Origin of the sequence: Corynebacterium sp. HMSC070E08 (assembly GCF_001808895.1) — a bacterium.
Lineage (GTDB): Bacteria > Actinomycetota > Actinomycetes > Mycobacteriales > Mycobacteriaceae > Corynebacterium > Corynebacterium hiratae.
This window is the reverse complement of record NZ_KV794784.1, coordinates 69,159-87,468: the sequence shown is the minus strand read 5'-3', so window position 1 is coordinate 87,468 and position 18,310 is coordinate 69,159. Positions and strand designations below refer to the sequence as shown.

The window sequence follows — 18,310 nt, the reverse complement described above, 5'->3', positions numbered from 1 at the left end:
ACGCGCGTTGCTCGAATGGGCAATCGAACACTTGTGTGTGTATTGTGGGTTGTGGTCTGGTGGAAACGTTAGGGTACTTTCGTGGCATGTGATGGAACCGGGACGATGCCGGAAACACAATGCGACGGGCCTGGGAACCGAAGTTGCTTCATGGCAGTCTAACTAGGTGCCCCCATTTAATGACATACAGCACTGCACACTAACTGACGCACGATAGTGAGGAAATAAATGGCTACGAAGAAGAAGTCCTCGGCGGCTAGCAAGGGCGATGATCGTCAGAAAGCCCTCGATGCCGCAATGGCGATGATTGAGAAGGATTTTGGCAAAGGAGCCGTCATGCGTCTTGGTGACGATGACCGCCCGCCAATCCAGGCCATTTCCTCCGGGAATACGGCCATCGACATTGCGCTGGGCGTCGGTGGCTTCCCGCGCGGTCGCATCGTAGAGATTTATGGACCTGAATCCTCGGGTAAAACCACCGTTGCTCTGCACGCCATCGCATCGGCGCAGAAGAACGGCGGCATCGCGGCGTTTATCGATGCGGAGCACGCGCTCGATCCTGAGTACGCGCGTCTGCTTGGCGTGGACACGGATAACCTCTTGGTTTCCCAGCCGGATACCGGTGAGCAGGCTCTGGAAATCGCAGATATGCTCGTGCGCTCTGGCGCCATCGACATCATCGTGATTGACTCCGTAGCCGCCTTGACGCCCAAGGCGGAAATCGAGGGCGAGATGGGAGATAGCCACGTTGGCCTCCAAGCTCGTCTGATGTCCCAAGCGCTACGCAAGATGACGGGTGCTCTGTACAACTCCGGGACTACCGCCATCTTCATCAACCAGCTGCGTGAAAAGATCGGCGTGATGTTTGGCTCACCGGAAACGACCACGGGTGGTAAGGCGCTGAAGTTCTATGCCTCTGTGCGCTGCGATATCCGCCGAATCCAAACCTTGAAGGACGGCCAGGATGCCATCGGTAACCGCACCAAGCTCAAGGTGGTGAAGAACAAGGTGTCCCCGCCGTTCAAGATCGCTGAGTTCGACATCATGTACGGCGAAGGCATTTCGCGCGAGTCTTCCATCATTGACTTGGGTGTCGAACACGGGTTCATTAAGAAATCTGGCTCGTGGTTTACCTACGAAGGCGATCAGCTGGGACAGGGCAAGGAAAAGGCCCGCAACTTCCTCAAGGACAACCCCGATCTGGCGGATGAGATTGAGAAGAAGATCTTCGTCAAGCTCGGCGTGGGTGCTGCCGCAGCCGAAGCTGGTGAGGACGTCGCCATGGATGTGCCGGGTGCAGACGATCCGCTGACGGATGAGGCTGTGGATCTGGTACCGAACGTCGATTTCGACGACGACTAAACAGGCGCAATGGCACAACCTTCACCAGAGAAGCTAGAGAAGCTACGTCAAGCTCTCGAGTCCTATGAATCGGGGGACGCGGGTGGCCAGCTTGTTGATGCGAATGCTGAAGCAGCGAAGGCGCCCGTGCGCTCCCGAGCATTAGGCTTGCTAGATCAACGTGCACGTTCCCGCAAGGAACTGCGTGACCGGCTTGTCGCGGCGGACTTTGAGCCCGATGTGGTCGAGGACGTGGTCGATGACCTTGCAGGGGTGGGGCTCGTTGATGATGAAACCTTCGCCAAGGAGTGGGTGCGGCAGCGCCACGCGCGGCGCGGTAAGTCGGCCCGTGCCCTCAATGTGGAACTCAAGGAGAAGGGTGTTGAGGCCGCCGATCGCGCAGCGGCCCTAGAGCAGATTACCGAGGAATCTGAGGAGGCCGTAGCGCGCCGCGTAGCGGAGAAAAAGGCGCGAACCTTGAAGAGTGTTCCCGCCGACCGCCATGAGAGGGACAAGTTCCTGCGTCGCATTGTAGGAACACTCGCGCGGCGCGGCTATCGCCAGGAGCTGGTGATGCGTATTTCCATCGAAGTGCTGGATGCGCGCATCGCCGAGCTCTCCTAGCTGTTTCTATTCGTCCGGGTTGCGGATTTCTGTATAGCTTTCTGAGTGCCAATCAACGTTGACCTGGTCTTTGGTGTCCAAGCCTTGGTCTGGTTGCTCCGGAACTTTAGCGATGATGTTCCGGCGCGCACGGCCCGCTCGAAGCTGACGTTCGATGCGTTCGGCCAGGAGGCCCAGCCCCCAGTTGATGAGGATCATGATGATCGCAACGACGATGAGCGAGGCCAGGTAATTCTTGTTGTAGGACGCCGATTGGATACCGGAGCGCACCACCTCGACATAGCCAATCTGGTAGCCCAAGGCAGAGTCCTTGAGCGCAATAACCATCTGGGCGATGAGGGCCGGAAGCATTGCGGCTACTGCTTGCGGGAGCAGGATGGTACGCATTGTTTGCCCATGCGACAGCCCCAGCGCGCGGGCGGCTTCAGTTTGCCCCTTGGGCAGCGACTTGATTCCGGAGCGCAGAATCTCTGCGACGACAGAGCCGTTGTAGAGGGTCAACGCGAAGACCACGGCGCTAAACGCCAGCTGTTTCGACGGAACTACGTTATAGATGGCGAAAAGCTGGTAGGCAAAAATCATGAGCAGCAGGACGGGGATGGCGCGGAAGAATTCCACGACCACACCACATACGCCGCGTACGATGACGTTCTCGCTCAATCGGCCTAGGCCGAAGACGACGCCGAACACGATGGCCAAGATGATGGATGCTACAGCGGAAAGGATCGTTCCGCGCAGGCCAGGGAGCAGGTACGTGGTCCACGTTTGGCTGTTAAGAAAAGGGGTCCATAACGCGGAGTCGAGTTGCCCGCGCTCACCCAATGTAGACAGCACCCAATACAGTGCAGCTAGCGAGAGAACGACGGTGATGACGGTATAGATGAGATTGCGCCGCTTGCCCTTGGGGCCGGGGGCGTCGTAAAGCACGGTTGCGCGTACAGCCATTATTTCTTCACCGCCACAGTTTCGGAGAGTTTGCCTAGGCCTAAGCCCATGGGCAAGGTCAGGATGATGAAGCCCAGCGCGAAGATAAAGAAGATGACAAAGAGCTGGCTCGCATGCATCTCAATGGTGGATTTCATCAGTAGGGAAGCTTCTGCCACTCCGATTGCGGAGGCGATCGTGGTGTTCTTGGTCAACGCGATGAGCGTATTTCCCAGGGGGACGATTGCCGCACGTACCGCCTGAGGGAAGACGATCGTGCTAAAGGTCTGTGAGAAGCTCAAACCCAGCGATCGTGCGGCCTCGGCTTGACCGAAGTCCACGGTGTTGATTCCCGAGCGCAAGGATTCCGCAACGAATGCCGAGGTGTACAAGATGAATCCGACGATGGCGAGGCGGAAGTTGTTATCCACTAGGAAGGTCGAAGAGTCCCGGCTAGCAAGCGTGAGCCCTAGGTTCTGGTACAGGCCAAAAGAACAGAACAGGATAATGAGAGTCAAGGGGGTATTGCGCACCGTCGTGATGTACGTCGTGGCAATCCACCGCAGGATTCTTACGGGGGAGACACGCATGGCAGTGAGGATGGTGCCGAGGATCATTGCGCCGATGGCAGACCAGAACGTCAGCTGGATGGTGAGCCAAAAGGCTGGCCATAGTTCGGGGCCTAGTGCGGCCCACATGGATTCCATAGAAATCTCCTACTAACGGGCCTGCGCCGAGGCTGAATGTCCTCGGCGCAGGCTAGGTGGGGGCTAATCGAGCGTTTAGGAGTTGAGGAAGGAGAGGTCACCGACGGTGGCCTCGTCGATGCCCTCGCCCTTGTCCAAGTTCTTGGCTACGAGGTTGTCGAACTCGCCGGAGGAATGAAGCTCTTCCAGGGCCTTGTTGACAGCGTCTGTCGCCTCTTGATCATCCTTCTTCAGACCCGCGCCGTAGTACTCATCGGTGAAGGGCTTGCCGTCCTTCTCCAACTCGACGACCTGGAACTTGCCAGGATTCTGAGCGGCGTAGCCGTTAAGAATCGTCGCGTCGGTAGTCATGGCGTCGACGTTGCCCTGGCTCAGTGCCTCCACACAGGAGGAGTAGGTGTCGTACTCCTGCAGCTGCACGCTGGGCAGAGCTTCCTTCACCTTCTGTGCCGGGGTGGAGCCGGTGACAGAGCACAGGATCTTGCCGTCGAGGCCCTCGAGCCCGCTGATCTCCTTGTTATCAGCCTGGGTAAGAAGCGCTTGGTGGGTGATGAGGTACGGACCAGCGAAATTGACCTTTTCCGCGCGGGAAGCGTTGATGGAGTACGTTGCGGTGATGAGGTCAACCTCGCCGTTTTCGATCAGAGTTTCGCGCTGCGCGGACGGAGTCTCGCGCCACTCGATCTCCGGCTCCTCCCACCCCTTATCCTTGGCAATGTGGTTGACCACGTAGGTGGCAATGTCAACGTCGAGGCCGGTCATAGAACCATCGCCCTCGCGCAGGCCCAGACCCGGTTGGTCGAACTTGGTGCCTAGGGTGACAGAGCCAGACTCGATAGCGCCGAGAAGGCCCTCGCCTCCGCTGGCGGAGTCAGAGGAATCACCACACGCAACGAGCAGAGCGCTGGATGCGGCGATGGCGGCGGCGGTGGCAGTAATGCGGTTGAAAGTGCGGGACATGAGATTCTCCTTGATGAGGTGAGTGGAAAATGAATGAAGGTAGAGAAAAGAGGTGAACTGGTAACCGTTTAGTGCTGCAGGATCTTGCCCAAGAAGTCCTTTGCTCGTTCTGATTGTGGGTTGGTGAAGAAGGATTCCGGGTCGGTGTCCTCGACGATGGCCCCGTCGGCCATGAACAGGATGCGGTCGGCCGCGCGCCTGGCGAAGCCCATCTCGTGGGTCACCACGACCATGGTCATGCCTTCTTTGGCCAAATCCGTCATGACGTCAAGCACCTCGTTGACCATCTCAGGGTCGAGAGCTGAGGTAGGTTCATCGAAGAGCATGACTTTCGGGCGCATAGCCAAGGCACGGGCAATGGCGACACGTTGTTGCTGGCCGCCGGAGAGCTGTGCAGGGTATTTTTCTGATTGATTAGCAATTCCAACGCGGTCAAGCAGTTGCATCGCACGCTCTTCGGCCTCGGACTTCTTCATCCTGCGGACTTTGATAGGCCCCAGAGTGACGTTGTCCTTGATGGTCTTGTGTGGAAAGAGATTGAATTGCTGGAACACCATGCCCACGTCCGCACGCAGCTTGGCTAGCTCGCGTCCCTCTTCAGGAAGGGGAGTGCCGTCGATCGCGATGGAACCCTCGTCGATGGTTTCAAGCCGGTTGATGGTGCGGCACAGGGTGGACTTGCCGGAGCCGGACGGACCGAGAACAACGACGACATCGCCGCGGCCAATCTCCAAGTTGATATCGCGGAGCGCGTGATAGTCACCGAAGTACTTATTGACTCCGTCCATCTTGATCATCGGGCCGGAATGGTCGGTCACATCACACCTCCTTAGATAGAGTGAGCTGAATCATATGTAGAACAATAGGCGTGTGGATAGTGGAGGCGGGGAGGTTTGTGTAACAAATCCATAACTCTTATATGCGGTCGGGGCATTATGAGTAGTGGGGTCGTCCAGTTAGAATGTCCCCACGTGAGCTCCCCCGTAACTAATAACCAGCCCCGCACCTATGAGGTGCGGACCTTTGGCTGCCAGATGAACGTTCATGATTCCGAGCGCATTTCCGGCCTGCTCGAGGAGGCCGGCTACTCGGCGGCGCCGGATGGCGCCGAGCCTGACCTCATCGTATTTAACACCTGCGCCGTGCGCGAGAACGCCGACAAGCGCCTGTACGGCACCCTGGGTGCGCTGAAGAAGACGAAGGAAAACCATCCCGGCATGCAGATCGCGGTTGGCGGCTGCTTGGCGCAGAAGGATAAGGACACCGTCTTGGACCACGCGCCGTGGGTGGATGCGGTTTTCGGAACCCATAACATGGCGGCGCTGCCGGCACTGCTTGAGCGTGCACGTCACAACAATGAAGCGCAGGTGGAAATCGTCGATGCCCTCGAGGCTTTCCCCTCCGTACTGCCGGCAAAACGCGAATCCGCCTATGCTGGGTGGGTCTCGGTCTCTGTGGGCTGTAATAACACCTGTACTTTCTGCATCGTCCCTTCGCTGCGTGGCAAAGAGGAAGACCGCCGCCCCGGCGATATCCTCGCAGAAGTTCAGGCCCTGGTAGATCAAGGCGTGTCCGAAGTGACCCTATTGGGGCAGAACGTCAACGCCTATGGCGTCAACTTCGCGGACCCAGACCTGCCGCGTGATCGCTTCGCCTTTTCCAAGTTGCTGCGCGAGGTAGGCAAGATTGAGGGTCTCGAGCGCTTGCGTTTTACCTCGCCGCACCCGGCCGAGTTCACCTCCGACGTTATTGATGCCATGGCGGAGACATCGGCTGTGTGCCCGCAGCTGCATATGCCGCTGCAGTCTGGATCTGACAAGGTCCTCAAGGACATGCGCCGTTCCTATCGCACGAAAAAGTTCTTGGGGATTCTCGACGAGGTCCGTGAGAAGATGCCACACGCGGCAATTACCACCGACATCATCGTGGGCTTCCCAGGCGAGACCGAGGAGGATTTCGAAGCCACGATGGACGTGGTTCGCCGCGCACGTTTCGCCTCCGCTTTCACTTTCCAGTACTCGCCGCGCCCCGGCACCCCGGCCGCAGAAATGGATAACCAAATCCCCAAGAAAGTTGTGCAGGAGCGCTTCGAGCGCCTCGTCGCCTTGCAGGATTCCATTCAGGCAGAAGAAAACGCCAAGCTTGTCGGCACTGATGTAGAGCTGTTGGTGCAGGCGGAAGGCGGCCGCAAGGCCGCCGAGACCCACCGCCTCACCGGACGCGCGCGTGATGGTCGCCTTGTTCACTTTGCACCAGTCGATGCCGCGGGCAAGGACATCTCTGCGGAGATTCGCCCCGGTGATGTTGTGCACGCTACCGTGACGGATGCAGGCTCCTTTTTCCTGGTGGCTGATTCCGGCGTGAGCGAGCACCGTCGCACGAAGGCCGGCGATATGTCGGCGGCGGGGCAGACGCCCACGACGGCACCGATTGGGGTGGGTCTGGGTCTGCCGGGCGTCGGCAAGCCCAGTGCTCCTGCCGATTCCTGCGGCTGCTAAAAGGGGGTAGGCTCCGTTTTATGAGTGATGACTTAAAGTCCGTTCACGATGCCGTTGCTGCTGAGAAGCGCGCAGCGCAGACTCTCGAATTGGGAAAGCATAAATATGCGCTCATCGTGGCCGTCGTGGCGTGGGTTGCTTACTTGGTTTTGCCCTATGCCGGTGATGCCCGCGGCTGGGAAGCTCTCTTCGTCGGTGGAACGGCCGAGGGCGTGCGTATCTCCCTCATGGAAACCGTCAGCGCATGGCTAGCGCTGGGTGGAGTGGGGATCTTAACCACCGCCACGATTATCACTCGCCGGACCAAGCTGGCTCTCGTAGCGTGGATGATGACGACGATCTCTTTCTTCGCTAACCTGTGGGGATTTTGGTACAGGGACAGCGCCTCGGATGGCGCTGCCATAGGTATGTACGTGGGCGTCTTCTCAACGTTGGTCGCCTTTCTTGTGTACTGCCAGGTAGCACTGCGCCGCAGTCCTGAGCAGTTGGCCGCCGCAGAACGCGTGCGGGAAGTCGCCGGCCAGCTCGATCACGTGGGAGTCCTGCAGACCGAAGCCGCTACCGAGCTGCCGGCAGAACAGAATCCGCTGCTTATCGACGACCGCCGCTCCCGCGCGGCCTCCCGCCACCGGCGCCAGCAGGACGAGGAATAAGCGCTACGAGATTCGTGTTGTGGAGTGCATGACTACACTCTTCGACTCACTTGAAATGGGACGACTGACCCTGCCAAACCGCGTGACCATGGCAGCGTTGACCCGCTCACGGGCAGGTCGCGATGGCGTCCCCACGCATTTGCACGAGACGTACTACACGCAGCGCGCTTCCATGGGTCTTATCGTGACGGAGGGCGTATTCCCCGCAGTGACCAGCCGCGCTTTCCCTGGCCAGCCCGGTATCGAAACTCCAGAACAGATTTCCGGCTGGCGGCGAGTGGCCGATTCCGTCCACGAAGCTGGCGGACGCATTTTCATGCAGATGATGAACGGCGGGCGCCTTTCTCATGCCAGCCTCCTCGAGGGTGCAGAACCGGTGGCACCCTCTGCGCTGGCATCGGGCACTGCGGTCCGAGATTTCGAATCCCGCAAGGAGTGCCCGGTGCCCCGCGCTCTCGACATCGAGGAGCTACCGCGCATTGTCGATGAGTTCCGCCAAGCTGCCCGCAATGCCATCGATGCGGGGATGGATGGCGTGGAGCTTCATGGTGCGAACGGTTATCTGCTGCACCAGTTCCTTTCTCCGAGCTCGAATCACCGAGAGGATGCCTACGGCGGAACCCCGGAGAAGCGCTACCGCCTGGTAGTAGAGATCCTGCGTGCCGTGGCGAAGGAGATCGGAGCCGACCGCGTAGCGCTGCGCCTGTCCCCGCAGCACAATATTCAGGGCATTGAGGAAACCGACGCTGCGGATGTGCGTGCCACCTATGGTAGGTTGCTGCGCGCTGTCGCAGACCTTGGTTTGGCCTACGTCTCCTTCCTGCATGCAGCGCCTACGGGTGAGCTCATTACTGAGCTGAGCGCCGAAGCGCGTGCTAACGGGCGTACCCGTGTCATCCTGAATTCGGGGTTTGGACAGGTGACCCAGCGCGCGGAAGCCGAGGAACTAGTACACCACGGTGATGCCGTGGCCGTGGGCCGGTTGGCCATCTCCAACCCGGATCTCGTTCGCCGCTGGCAGGAGGAGCTTCCTGTCACTGCGCCGGATGAGGCCACGTTCTATACGGGTGGAGCGCACGGCTACACCGATTACCCGTTCTATACGGTTAGCTCGTAGGCACTGCTCGCCGAGATGACGTGCGCGCCGAGACGCGCGTAGAGCGCATTCATCGCCGGATCCGCCTGGGCAACTGAGCAGTAAGCCCGGCGGACGTCGGGCCAGTGGTGCGCCACTGCGTACTGGGCATGCTGCTTGGCGCGTGTAGCCAAGCCACGCCGGCGCTGTTCGCGGTCTGTCACGGTAAGAGTCCACTCGCATACCTCAGGGTCCGCATCGCCGTGGCGGGAGAGTTCAGTAAGTGCGACGACGCGTCCCTGTTCGACAATGCCGACGAGGAGCGTATGTGCTTTGCGGGAGCGCAGCCGTGCGTGCGCTTCATTCAGGCGCTGTCGTGTCCACACGATGGGCTCGACGCTTAAGTCACCGTAGACCGCGTCGGTGGAGGCTAGGGTGAGCAGGTGCAGGACATCATCAAGCAGCTCCTCCGGGATGTCGTAGTCGGGCCACACCTGTGCACCAACAACTGGGGGAGTGGGGGCAATCTCGACGAACATCTGGCGCTCGGCGTGCTTGCAATGAAACCCGAGCTCAAGGTAAGCCTGCGACATCGGGTCATAGGTATGGTCCGCGTCTGGCGGGTACAGCATGCCAACCTGGGCAGTCGTGCGGCCCAGCTGGCGGGTAAGCCGGAGTGCCTCGCGGGCGAGGGATCGGGTAACGTCGAGAGCCTCTGGCTCTAGTTCCTCCCCAGGCAGGGGCAGGAGATCCGCGGCGAGGACGCATTCGATATCGGCGTTCTCCGTTTCTTCCAAGAGCGGAAGGGAGATGTGGATGAAGCCATCGAAATCGATTTCGGGGCTGGGCTCTGCCGCTGAGATAACGGGTAGACCCAGCTCACCAGCCCGCCCCAAGGCGGAGTCAGTCAGCCCAAAGAGATAGGTGCGAGACTCTGTGGAGCCTTGCAGGCGCTGAAGCACACGGCGCGGGGAACCGCTGGCAGCGGGATCGCCACTGGCCTCTTGGGCGGCGAGGTTGGCGTCGAAAACGAAGCTGCGCAGGCAATCCGCCGGCTCAGCTGAGGCCGAACCCGGTGGCGCGACAATCTGAACGAACACTCAGACCGAGGGTGCTACTTGTCGTTGACAGCAGCCGCTGCGGCATCCGCGAATTCCTGCCACTGCTTGGCCTGGGCACGCAGATCTTCCGCCTTCTTGGTGTTGCCCTTGGCCTCGGCAGCTTCTGCCTGCGCGGTGAAGTCATCAACCTTGGACTGGAACTGGGCCACGCGGGCCTGGGCTTCCGGGTCCGTACGGCGCCATTGTGAATCCTCGGCGTCGCTCACGCGTCTTTCCAGCGCCGAGATCTTGGCCTCGTACTCGCGCACCTGCTTGCGCGGGACGAAACCAATCTCTTCCCACTTTTCCTGCAGCTCCCGCAGTTTGGCTTTTGCCGTGTCGATGGACTTGGAGGGGTCAATCAGGGAGTCATACTCCGCAATGAGCGCATCCTTGGCGGCGGCGTTCTCCGCGAACTGCTTGTCCCGCTCGTCATTGACGGCGTTGCGAGCGTTGAAGAAATGATCCTGGGCGGCGCGGAAACGGGCCCAGAGCTTGTCGTCGATCTCACGAGGGGCGCGGCCAGCGGCCTTCCACTCCGTCATGAGATCACGGTAAGCGCGCGCCGTTTCGCCCCAGTTGGTGGACTCCTTAATTGCTTCTGCGCGCTCTACCAGCTCTTCCTTCTTGGCGCGGGCGGCCGCGCGGTTGCGATCCAGTTCGGCGAAGTGGGAGCCGCGGCGGCGGTTGAAGGAGTCACGGGCGCGAGAGTAGCGCTTCCACAGGGCATCATCCGTCTGGCGGTCGATGCCACGGATCTGCTTCCATTCCTCCAAGATAGCGCGAATACGGTCGCCGGCGGCCTTCCACTCCGTCGAGTTGGCGGCGATGTCCTCGGCCTCGGCGGCGAGCTTTTCCTTTCTGGCAATGGCCTCTTCGCGGCGACGAGCCTTGTCAGCCTGTGCCTGCTCACCGGCTTCTACGGAGTGCTCGATGATCGTGGCTAGGCGCTTGTCCAATGCCGCGATATCACCGATTACTGCCTGTGTAGGTAGGGACTCTCGCAGTTCCGCAGCAGTCGTCTTGATCGACGCGGCATCGCCCGGATGGGCTGTGAGGCGGGATTCTAGTAGTTCGATCTCGGTGGACAGATCGTCATAGCGTGCACCAAAGTGCGCCAAGCCCTCTTCCGGGGTGCCGGCCTGCCACTCGCCGATTTTGCGTTCGCCTTCGGGGGCCTTGACGAATACCGACCCATCAGCATCAACGCGGCCCCACTGGGCGGGATCATTCTTTGCGGGCTGCACGGGACGTGCGGCCGGGGCAGAGGAAGACGGGCCGGGACGAGCGCCCTTGCGAGGCATGGCTCCAGGGGAAGGAATAGCGGACATGCTAAGAAACCACCTTCGGTATTATCGCGCCGCGCGACACGGCTGCCAGAACTTATGTGACACAACACTACCGTTTCCGCCGCGCAGCCGCGTGTTAACCCCGAAAAACTAACCTTATAGGATGGGAGTTGATGCAAAATCTCATGGTTATGCCAGCCTCACCGGCCTTGGCGGAAGAATTGTCACCCAGCGATGACGCGTCGCGCGCGCTCCTTAGCGCCGCCTGCGAGCTCACGCGTGATGCCGCACGCGTCAACGGTAGTGCACCGCTTAAGGTCGATATCGTGGGATCGCGCGATGCGCGCTGGCGTACCGAGCACACAGGAAGTTTGAGAGCGTGGGGCGCACCCCAGGTCGACGTCGGCGGCGGAAACTACCTGCCCGAAATAATGGCCCGCTACGTACTCACTAGCGCGCTCGGGGCAGAAAGCAGTCACCGCGCCTTCACGGTGGAAGACTCCCGCGCCGACCTAGGGGAGGTGCGTTCCGGACGGTTCACAATAGTGTGCGTTGATGGCTCTGCAGGCTTGACGGAGCGCGCGCCGCTCGCCCTCGTCAAGGGTGCACGGGACACTCACCTGTGGTGCGAAAGCGTGCTGGCCGGCGCGGAGGAAGACTGTAACGAAGAGCTGCTCCATTCGACGGGAGTGCTCGAAACGGCACTGTGGGCACAGCTGGCAGGCGTGCATCCACGGCATGCGGAGCTTCGGGCAGCGGATTCAACCCTCGGGGTAGGGCGCTATGTGGCGGGGTGGCAGTGCTAATGCCTAAGACTCTCAGCAGCGGCCCAACCCCGATTGCCGTCGTGGGCCCGACGGCCTCCGGAAAATCAGCACTCGGAGTCGCCTTGGCGCACGAGCTCGACGGGGAAGTAGTCAACGTCGATTCGATGCAGCTTTACCGGGGCATGGACATCGGCACGGCCAAGCTGACGCTGGAGGAGCGCGAAGGTATCCCACACCATCAGCTCGATGTGTGGGACGTGACGGAAACGGCGTCGGTAGCGCGCTATCAGTCCGCTGCCATCGCGGATATCGAGAGTATTCGAGCGCGTGGCAACACCCCGATCTTGGTGGGCGGCTCCATGCTCTATGTCCAATCACTCGTGGATGATTGGCAATTCCCACCCACTGATCCGCAGGTGCGCGCTCGCTGGGAGGCCCGGCGCCAAGAGATTGGTACCGATGCCTTGCACGCAGAGCTTGCCAGCGTGGACCCGGCAGCCGCGGCCATCATCGAAGATAAGGACCCGCGCCGTACCGTGCGCGCACTGGAAGTCATCGAGCTTACAGGCAAGCCTTTCAAAGCCAGCCAGCCACCGAAGAACGCCCCGCCCCGGTGGGGCACGAGAATCCTCGGGTTGCGCACGGAAGCCAGCTGGTTGAACCCGCGCATCGAGCTGCGTAGCCGCCTCATGTTCGACAAGGGGCTGGTGGAGGAAGTAGAGAGCCTCCAAATCCGCGGCTTGAAGGCTGAGTCTACGGCCGGGCGGGCGATTGGCTATGCCCAAGTTCTCCAAGCACAGCGCGGAGAGCTGACATGGGAGGAGACAGTGGAGCGCACTATCACCGGAACCCGCCGCTATGTGCGCCGCCAGCGCGCCTGGTTTAACCGCGATAAGCGGATCCACTGGTTGGATGCTGCGGCTGACACGAGAACGCAGGCTTTGCGTGTCCTCGAAGGGCGTTAGACTCTACTGCTATGAACTTTGCTAAAGGCCACGGAACTGAGAACGACTTCGTCATTGTGGAGGGAACCGAGCCGCTACCAGCGGAAAAGGTAGCGGCACTGTGTGACCGTCGAGCGGGAATCGGCGCCGACGGTGTACTGCGCGTCATCCGCGCCGGTGAACTGCTCGCTTCTGGAGAAATCGATGAGCTCGCGCCGGGTATTAACGCCGATGACTGGTTCATGGACTACCGCAACGCGGATGGCTCCGTGGCGGAAATGTGTGGCAACGGCACCCGCGTCTTCGCGCATTGGGTCCGCTCCCGGGGGTTGGTGGACACCGATACTTTCACCGTCGGCACGCGCGCTGGGGCCAAGCAGGTCACCGTCCACTCCTTCAATGAGACCGCGGCAGAGGTCAGCGTGGAGATGGGACCAGCACAGGTGCTCGGTGTTTCCACCGCCTCGATGGCAGGAGAGAGCTTCGCCGGGCTAGGAGTGGATGTGGGAAACCCCCATTTGGCGGCCGTTATCCCGGGGCTTAGCGCAGAGGCCCTGGCTGGCAAGCGTCTTGAGCAGCCCGTCTTCGATACTGATTTTTTCCCGGCAGGCGTCAACGTAGAGCTGGTGACACCTTTGCGCGATGGTGTGATTCACATGCGCGTCTTCGAGCGCGGGTCAGGGGAGACCCGCTCGTGCGGCACCGGAACGGTAGCGGCAGCGTGCGCCGCGCTTGCCGATTCCTCCCACACCACCGGCCACGTCCGCGTCATCGTTCCGGGCGGCGAGGTAGAGGTGGAAATCACCGAAGATGGCTCCACGCTGACGGGGCCTTCGCGCATCGTAGCAACAGGCGAAACCTCACTATAGGGCTTTTCGGGACGGCGTTTAGCGCCCGTCCCCCTTTTTGTAGTTGGTGCCCAAGGCCAAGGCGGCGCGGCGGGCGGCGAGCCAGGATTCCTTGAGCTCGGCGGCCCGATCATCGGCCACCTTGAGCAAGGATTCGAGTTCGCTGGTGCCAGTATCTGGCGAATTAACCCGCGCATCGAGGCGGCGCAAGAAACGCTGCGCGCCATGCATCTTGTAGTGGAACGCTTCGATAGTGGGGTTCGTGCAGTCGACGTCGGCAAGCGCCGGGCGGTGAAGCGTGCGGTCCGCTAGTGCTTCAGCATCGTCGCTCGTAGCAAACGTGGCGTAGTCCTCGAGGACGCCCGTGATGTCTTCCACCGTGAGCGCAATGGAAGCCCTCAGCGCCGCATGTTCCGAGGCATCGGGGCGGGCGCCGGCCAAGAGCCATAGCGCCCCGCAGATAAAGACGGCGAGAATAACTCCCGGCAGCTTCAGCGTCAGAACCAGTACCGTAGCGGTAACCCCGGCAAGGAGCAGGGCAAAACCCTGACGCTGAGATGCGGAAAAACTCATGCTTACGACTCTACGGTATGCCTAGTGGCCGCCGCAGCCCCCAGAGCCACAGGCGCAGCCGCCGTCGCCACCACAACCACCGGTGGGCAGCGCAATCGAGGCGGTCAGCATCGCCGAGCCCGCAAGAACGGAATCCTTCGGCGGCAGCTCACCAAAGCTCTCCGGCAGGCACAGATCGAAGGGGAAGGTGCCATCCATGACGAGGTGCATGAAGCGCTCACCTGTGAGCTGGTTGTGGCGCCACTCGGATTCCATGACCCGTGCGGAAAAAGTGCAGCCCGGGGTGGGGGATTCGGCGCCGGAACCGGCCGCAACAATTGCCGCGCCAGTGGATTCAAACGTGGCTGGGTAGGCACCCTTCTCGGCTTTGTAGGCTTCAGTGCTGCCGAAGACGGTGACGTCAAGACCCATCGCGGTGAGCTCTACCTGTTGCCACTGCTGGGTGTCCTCGTCGACAAGGAGCGGGCCCTGCGCCAGGTTTGCCGTTGCTTGCGCGAGCACGTTTCCGAAAGGATCGATGATGTCCAGGTAAGCCAAGACATCATTGATCATAGAGACGTGAGCGAAGCCTTGAGTAACGCCCTCGAAGCCGATGAAGGTGGCGAAAGGCTCGACGGCAAGGATATTGAGTTGCGCCCCGGAAGGATCCGAGAACTGAATGAGTTGTCCTCCGCGAACCTCCCCGGTGACTGCCAGCTGGTTGGTGGAAATGGCTGCTTCGACGGCGTCTTGCCAGCGCTCGTAGTTGAGGCCAATGGCCTGCATCTCTGGGTGGGTGGTCTCTTTGACGGTCATGTGGCCCATTGTATCTGGCGCCGCGATGACTCAAAAATGTTGTCGGTGAGCCTTGCCGCCGGGATCGGCACAAGGTCGTGTGCAACGGAGATTCTCTGTTAAGAGGCGTGACGTGCAAGAATAGAAAACAAATGACACAAGAAACCCATGATGATCTCCTCGCGCAGGCTTTTGGTGAGCCCGCGCCCACCTCACCGGAGCCGACTACCGGTGATCTCGACCTAGCTGAGCGCAACGCCTTCCGCCGAGTAACCCGCGAGACCACCATTCGCGCAGAAGACACCACCGACGGCTACGAAGTGGAGTACCGCAAGCTGCGCCTTGAACAAGTAGTCCTCGTAGGAGTGTGGACTGAAGGCACCGTGGCCGAGGTTGAGGCCACGATGTCGGAGCTCGCGGCGCTCACGGAAACCGCGGGAGCCGAAGTAGTAGAAGCCCTGTATCAAAAGCGCGATAAGCCAGACCCGGGTACCTATATCGGCTCCGGCAAAGTGAACGAGCTCAAGGATATCGTGGCTGCCACTGGCGCGGATACCGTGGTGTGCGACGGCGAGCTAACCCCCGGCCAGCTCTCTGCCTTGGAACGCGCTCTCAACACCAAAGTTATCGACCGCACCATGCTCATCTTGGATATTTTTGCGCAGCACGCCAAGTCCAAGGAAGGCAAAGCCCAAGTCTCGCTCGCGCAGTTGGAATACCTCTATACGCATACCCGTGGTTGGGGCGGCAACCTCTCGCGCCAGGCGGGCGGCCGTGCTGGTTCCAACGGCGGCGTCGGTCTGCGCGGCCCCGGTGAAACCAAGATTGAGACGGACCGTCGGCGTATCCGCACGCAGATGGCGCTGCTGCGGAAGGAGCTTAAGGCGATGAAGACGGCGCGTGAGATTAAGCGCTCGCGCCGTGCGTCATCGACGATCCCGCAGATTGCGATCGCCGGCTACACCAACGCTGGTAAGTCTTCGCTCATCAACGCAATGACGGGCGCTGGCGTGCTGGTGGAGGATGCGCTGTTCGCTACCTTGGACCCCACCACCCGGCGCGCCGAGCTTGCTGATGGCCGCCAGGTCGTCTTCACCGATACCGTTGGTTTCGTCCGCCACCTTCCCACACAGTTGGTGGAGGCCTTCAAGTCCACCTTGGAGGAGGTCCTCGCAGCAGACTTGATGCTGCACGTCGTGGACGGCTCAGATCCCTTCCCGCTGAAGCAAATTGAGGCGGTTAATGCGGTCATCTATGACATCGTGAAGGAAACCGGCGAGGAGGCCCCGCCGGAGATCATCGTCATCAACAAGATAGACCAGGCCGATCCGCTGGTGCTGGCGGAGCTTCGCCACGCCCTTGACCGTGACAACGTGGTGTATGTCTCCGCCAAGACGGGGGAGGGCATCGATGAGCTCACCACGCGCGTGGAGCTCTTCCTCAATTCTCAGGACGAGCATGTGCAGTTGCTCATTCCGTTTACTCGCGGGGACGTGGTCGATCGCATCCATACCCAGGGTACGGTGCGCAGCGAGGAGTACACGGGGGAGGGCACGCTTGTCGACGTCCGCCTGCCCGCCTCCATCGCCGCCGAACTCAGCGAATTTCGCGTGACTGGTGAGGACGCTTAGGTTTCGGTGCTCGCGTGAGCCATAATTATGGTTCGTGAGTAATTTTGGCTGGGCCGTCCACGGGGACGGAAAGACGATTAAGCCGGGCGCGGTTGTCGCACCCGAAGAACGATTGAGCTGGGGCCGCACCATCGGCATCGGCATGCAGCACGTGGTGGCCATGTTCGGCGCGACGCTGCTGGTGCCCACCCTGACCGGATTCCCGGTCAATACGACGCTGCTGTTTTCAGGCCTGGGAACAATCCTATTCCTCCTGATTACCCGCAACCGCTTGCCTTCCTACCTGGGCTCCTCCTTCGCGTTCATTGCACCGCTGAGCGCCTCCCAGCAGTACGGCATTGGTGCGCAGGCAGGTTCCGTCTTGGTGACGGGCCTAGTCTTGGTGGCGATTGGTTTCGCGGTGAAGGCGGCGGGCCGCAAGGTCCTTGACGCCGTCATGCCGCCGGCCGTAACCGGCGCCATTGTGGCGCTGATCGGCCTTAACTTGGCACCCAATGCTGCCACCAACTATTCGAGCCAGCCTCTGGTTGCCACGGTGACGCTGGCGGTCATCATCCTGGCCACCGTCGCTGGTCGCGGCATGGTTTCGCGTCTGTCGATTCTTATCGGCGTCGTCGTCGGCTGGGCTTTCGCGGCTGCCACGGGCAACCTGGGCGAGGGGGCCGTGGAGTCCATCCGCGAAGCAGCCTGGATTGGCTTCCCCCAGTTCCATGCGCCGGAGTTCCACGTCTCCGCCATCGCGGCAGCACTTCCGGTGCTGGTGGTGTTGATTGCGGAAAACGTCGGTCACGTTAAGGCAGTCTCTGAGATGACTAAGCGCGATCTCGATGATCTCGCTGGCGACGCCCTCATCGCCGACGGCCTGGCCACCTCCTTGGCCGGTGGTTTCGGCGGCTCCGGCACCACAACCTACGCGGAGAATATCGGCGTCATGGCCGCCACCCGCGTCTACTCCACGGCCGCCTACTGGGTAGCTGCTATCACAGCCATCGCTCTGGCCTTCATCCCGAAGTTCGGCGCGCTCATCTTCACCATCCCCACCGGCGTGCTGGGTGGCGCTTGCATCGTCCTCTACGGCCTCATCGGCATGCTCGGCGTGCGCATCTGGATGGACAACAAGGTCAACTTCAACAACCCGGTTAACCTCACGGCGGCGGCGGTGGCGCTCATCGCGGGTATTGGCAACCTCACTCTCGACGTCTTCGGCGTGACGCTGGAAGGTATTGCCTGGGGCTCTGTCGGCATCATCGTGCTCTACCCGGTGATGAAGAAGCTCTATAGCACCATCGGTGAGGGCCGCGGCGCGAAGTACTAGAGGCGCTTCCGCCGACTAGCGAGGATAAGGGACCGGAGTAAAGGCACCATCTGGGGGCTTTGTTTTAGAAAGCCCCCAGGTGAATTCGTGCAGGAATCTGCATAAGGTGCTTTTACTTCGGTCCCTCTGCGGTATGAAGACGCGCATACACATGGTTCCATTCAAACGGTTTGGGTCAGAAGGTTCTTCTGAGGTCAAATGAACCTTCTAGGCACCTCTATTTGGTTTCCTTGCCCCCAACAGAACCGTTTGAGTAGAGCCTGATGACTGGAACCTTGTGCTAGACA

At 60.7% G+C, this 18,310-nt stretch carries 18 protein-coding genes; 10 read left to right on the top strand and 8 right to left on the bottom strand.

Annotation, left to right across the window (positions count from 1 at the left end):
* Positions 1-228 precede the first annotated feature (228 nt).
* Positions 229-1,362 (top strand): recombinase RecA, encoded by a 1,134-nt coding sequence (gene recA, locus HMPREF2526_RS09230; RefSeq protein ID WP_046649357.1) that lies wholly within the window; start codon positions 229-231, stop codon positions 1,360-1,362.
* A gap of 9 nt (positions 1,363-1,371) precedes the next feature.
* A complete protein-coding gene (gene recX / locus HMPREF2526_RS09225; RefSeq protein ID WP_046649358.1) occupies positions 1,372-1,965 on the top strand; it encodes a recombination regulator RecX in 594 nt (197 codons plus the stop codon).
* Between the two features lie 6 nt (positions 1,966-1,971).
* Here recX and HMPREF2526_RS09220 read toward each other — a convergent pair whose 3' ends face one another.
* From HMPREF2526_RS09220 to gluA, 4 genes are all read right to left on the bottom strand, one after another.
* The gene (locus HMPREF2526_RS09220) at positions 1,972-2,910 is read right to left on the bottom strand and encodes an amino acid ABC transporter permease (protein ID WP_070547114.1); all 939 of its coding nucleotides are present in this window, start codon (positions 2,908-2,910) and stop codon (positions 1,972-1,974) included.
* Complete coding sequence (gene gluC / locus HMPREF2526_RS09215) at positions 2,910-3,596, bottom strand: glutamate ABC transporter permease GluC (RefSeq protein ID WP_046649360.1); 687 nt, start codon at positions 3,594-3,596, stop codon at positions 2,910-2,912. The genes HMPREF2526_RS09220 and gluC overlap by 1 nt, the downstream gene beginning before the upstream one ends.
* A 75-nt stretch (positions 3,597-3,671) precedes the next feature.
* Entirely contained in the window at positions 3,672-4,556 is an 885-nt protein-coding gene (locus HMPREF2526_RS09210; RefSeq protein WP_070513069.1) for a glutamate ABC transporter substrate-binding protein, read from the bottom strand.
* 68 nt (positions 4,557-4,624) lie between these two features.
* Positions 4,625-5,353 carry a glutamate ABC transporter ATP-binding protein GluA gene (gene gluA / locus HMPREF2526_RS09205; protein ID WP_046649369.1) on the bottom strand — a complete coding sequence of 243 codons (729 nt, stop codon included), beginning with the start codon at positions 5,351-5,353 and terminating at the stop codon, positions 4,625-4,627.
* A 138-nt stretch (positions 5,354-5,491) separates the two neighbouring features.
* Between gluA and miaB the strand changes: the two genes are divergently transcribed.
* Genes miaB through HMPREF2526_RS09190 form a run of 3 tightly spaced genes read left to right on the top strand, consistent with a single transcriptional unit; the run spans position 5,492 to position 8,824 of the window.
* A complete protein-coding gene (gene miaB / locus HMPREF2526_RS09200; protein ID WP_083295550.1) occupies positions 5,492-7,054 on the top strand; it encodes a tRNA (N6-isopentenyl adenosine(37)-C2)-methylthiotransferase MiaB in 1,563 nt (520 codons plus the stop codon).
* A gap of 20 nt (positions 7,055-7,074) precedes the next feature.
* Positions 7,075-7,707, top strand: a complete 633-nt coding sequence (locus HMPREF2526_RS09195) for an Rv2732c family membrane protein (RefSeq protein ID WP_049157551.1) — start codon at positions 7,075-7,077, stop codon at positions 7,705-7,707.
* 28 nt (positions 7,708-7,735) lie between these two features.
* A complete protein-coding gene (locus HMPREF2526_RS09190; RefSeq protein WP_070516861.1) occupies positions 7,736-8,824 on the top strand; it encodes an alkene reductase in 1,089 nt (362 codons plus the stop codon).
* Here HMPREF2526_RS09190 and HMPREF2526_RS09185 read toward each other — a convergent pair.
* Positions 8,806-9,882, bottom strand: coding sequence for a GNAT family N-acetyltransferase (locus HMPREF2526_RS09185; RefSeq protein WP_070516863.1), 1,077 nt, complete (start codon positions 9,880-9,882; stop codon positions 8,806-8,808). The genes HMPREF2526_RS09190 and HMPREF2526_RS09185 overlap by 19 nt on opposite strands.
* Before the next feature lie 14 nt (positions 9,883-9,896).
* Entirely contained in the window at positions 9,897-11,213 is a 1,317-nt protein-coding gene (locus tag HMPREF2526_RS09180) for a DUF349 domain-containing protein (RefSeq protein ID WP_070516865.1), read from the bottom strand.
* Between the two features lie 131 nt (positions 11,214-11,344).
* Here HMPREF2526_RS09180 and HMPREF2526_RS09175 point away from each other — a divergent pair, with 131 nt between their 5' ends.
* From HMPREF2526_RS09175 to dapF, 3 genes are read left to right on the top strand one after another with little or no spacing between them, the layout of a single operon-like run.
* A complete protein-coding gene (locus HMPREF2526_RS09175) occupies positions 11,345-11,977 on the top strand; it encodes a hypothetical protein (protein WP_070516867.1) in 633 nt (210 codons plus the stop codon).
* Complete coding sequence (gene miaA / locus HMPREF2526_RS09170; RefSeq protein ID WP_070516869.1) at positions 11,977-12,903, top strand: tRNA (adenosine(37)-N6)-dimethylallyltransferase MiaA; 927 nt, start codon at positions 11,977-11,979, stop codon at positions 12,901-12,903. Before HMPREF2526_RS09175 ends, miaA begins: the two co-directional genes overlap by 1 nt.
* A gap of 11 nt (positions 12,904-12,914) precedes the next feature.
* Positions 12,915-13,751, top strand: coding sequence for a diaminopimelate epimerase (dapF, locus tag HMPREF2526_RS09165; protein WP_070516871.1), 837 nt, complete (start codon positions 12,915-12,917; stop codon positions 13,749-13,751).
* 18 nt (positions 13,752-13,769) lie between these two features.
* On the opposite strand, the gene HMPREF2526_RS09160 is transcribed toward dapF, so the two are convergent.
* Together HMPREF2526_RS09160 and HMPREF2526_RS09155 are read right to left on the bottom strand one after the other, a co-directional pair.
* Positions 13,770-14,303, bottom strand: a complete 534-nt coding sequence (locus tag HMPREF2526_RS09160; RefSeq protein WP_070516873.1) for a hypothetical protein — start codon at positions 14,301-14,303, stop codon at positions 13,770-13,772.
* Between the two features lie 21 nt (positions 14,304-14,324).
* Complete coding sequence (locus tag HMPREF2526_RS09155) at positions 14,325-15,107, bottom strand: hypothetical protein (RefSeq protein ID WP_070516875.1); 783 nt, start codon at positions 15,105-15,107, stop codon at positions 14,325-14,327.
* Positions 15,108-15,229: 122 nt separating this feature from the next.
* Between HMPREF2526_RS09155 and hflX the strand changes: the two genes are divergently transcribed.
* Both hflX and HMPREF2526_RS09145 read left to right on the top strand, forming a co-directional pair.
* The gene (hflX, locus tag HMPREF2526_RS09150) at positions 15,230-16,708 is read left to right on the top strand and encodes a GTPase HflX (protein ID WP_070547112.1); all 1,479 of its coding nucleotides are present in this window, start codon (positions 15,230-15,232) and stop codon (positions 16,706-16,708) included.
* A gap of 34 nt (positions 16,709-16,742) precedes the next feature.
* Complete coding sequence (locus HMPREF2526_RS09145) at positions 16,743-18,023, top strand: uracil-xanthine permease family protein (protein ID WP_046648237.1); 1,281 nt, start codon at positions 16,743-16,745, stop codon at positions 18,021-18,023.
* The last annotated feature ends 287 nt before the right edge of the window (positions 18,024-18,310 follow it).

Bases quoted from the DNA above. Each gene is read 5' to 3' on its own strand.
- miaA (WP_070516869.1), top strand. From the start codon at position 11,977: ATGCCTAAGACTCTCAGCAGCGGCCCAACCCCGATTGCCGTCGTGGGC.
- recA (WP_046649357.1), top strand. From the start codon at position 229: ATGGCTACGAAGAAGAAGTCCTCGGCGGCTAGCAAGGGCGATGATCGT.
- HMPREF2526_RS09195 (WP_049157551.1), top strand. From the start codon at position 7,075: ATGAGTGATGACTTAAAGTCCGTTCACGATGCCGTTGCTGCTGAGAAG.
- HMPREF2526_RS09220 (WP_070547114.1), bottom strand. From the start codon at position 2,910: ATGGCTGTACGCGCAACCGTGCTTTACGACGCCCCCGGCCCCAAGGGC.
- miaB (WP_083295550.1), top strand. From the start codon at position 5,492: ATGAGTAGTGGGGTCGTCCAGTTAGAATGTCCCCACGTGAGCTCCCCC.
- gluC (WP_046649360.1), bottom strand. From the start codon at position 3,596: ATGGAATCCATGTGGGCCGCACTAGGCCCCGAACTATGGCCAGCCTTT.
- HMPREF2526_RS09210 (WP_070513069.1), bottom strand. From the start codon at position 4,556: ATGTCCCGCACTTTCAACCGCATTACTGCCACCGCCGCCGCCATCGCC.
- hflX (WP_070547112.1), top strand. From the start codon at position 15,230: ATGACACAAGAAACCCATGATGATCTCCTCGCGCAGGCTTTTGGTGAG.
- HMPREF2526_RS09175 (WP_070516867.1), top strand. From the start codon at position 11,345: ATGCAAAATCTCATGGTTATGCCAGCCTCACCGGCCTTGGCGGAAGAA.
- dapF (WP_070516871.1), top strand. From the start codon at position 12,915: ATGAACTTTGCTAAAGGCCACGGAACTGAGAACGACTTCGTCATTGTG.
- HMPREF2526_RS09190 (WP_070516861.1), top strand. From the start codon at position 7,736: ATGACTACACTCTTCGACTCACTTGAAATGGGACGACTGACCCTGCCA.
- HMPREF2526_RS09160 (WP_070516873.1), bottom strand. From the start codon at position 14,303: ATGAGTTTTTCCGCATCTCAGCGTCAGGGTTTTGCCCTGCTCCTTGCC.
- recX (WP_046649358.1), top strand. From the start codon at position 1,372: ATGGCACAACCTTCACCAGAGAAGCTAGAGAAGCTACGTCAAGCTCTC.
- gluA (WP_046649369.1), bottom strand. From the start codon at position 5,353: ATGATCAAGATGGACGGAGTCAATAAGTACTTCGGTGACTATCACGCG.
- HMPREF2526_RS09155 (WP_070516875.1), bottom strand. From the start codon at position 15,107: ATGGGCCACATGACCGTCAAAGAGACCACCCACCCAGAGATGCAGGCC.
- HMPREF2526_RS09180 (WP_070516865.1), bottom strand. From the start codon at position 11,213: ATGTCCGCTATTCCTTCCCCTGGAGCCATGCCTCGCAAGGGCGCTCGT.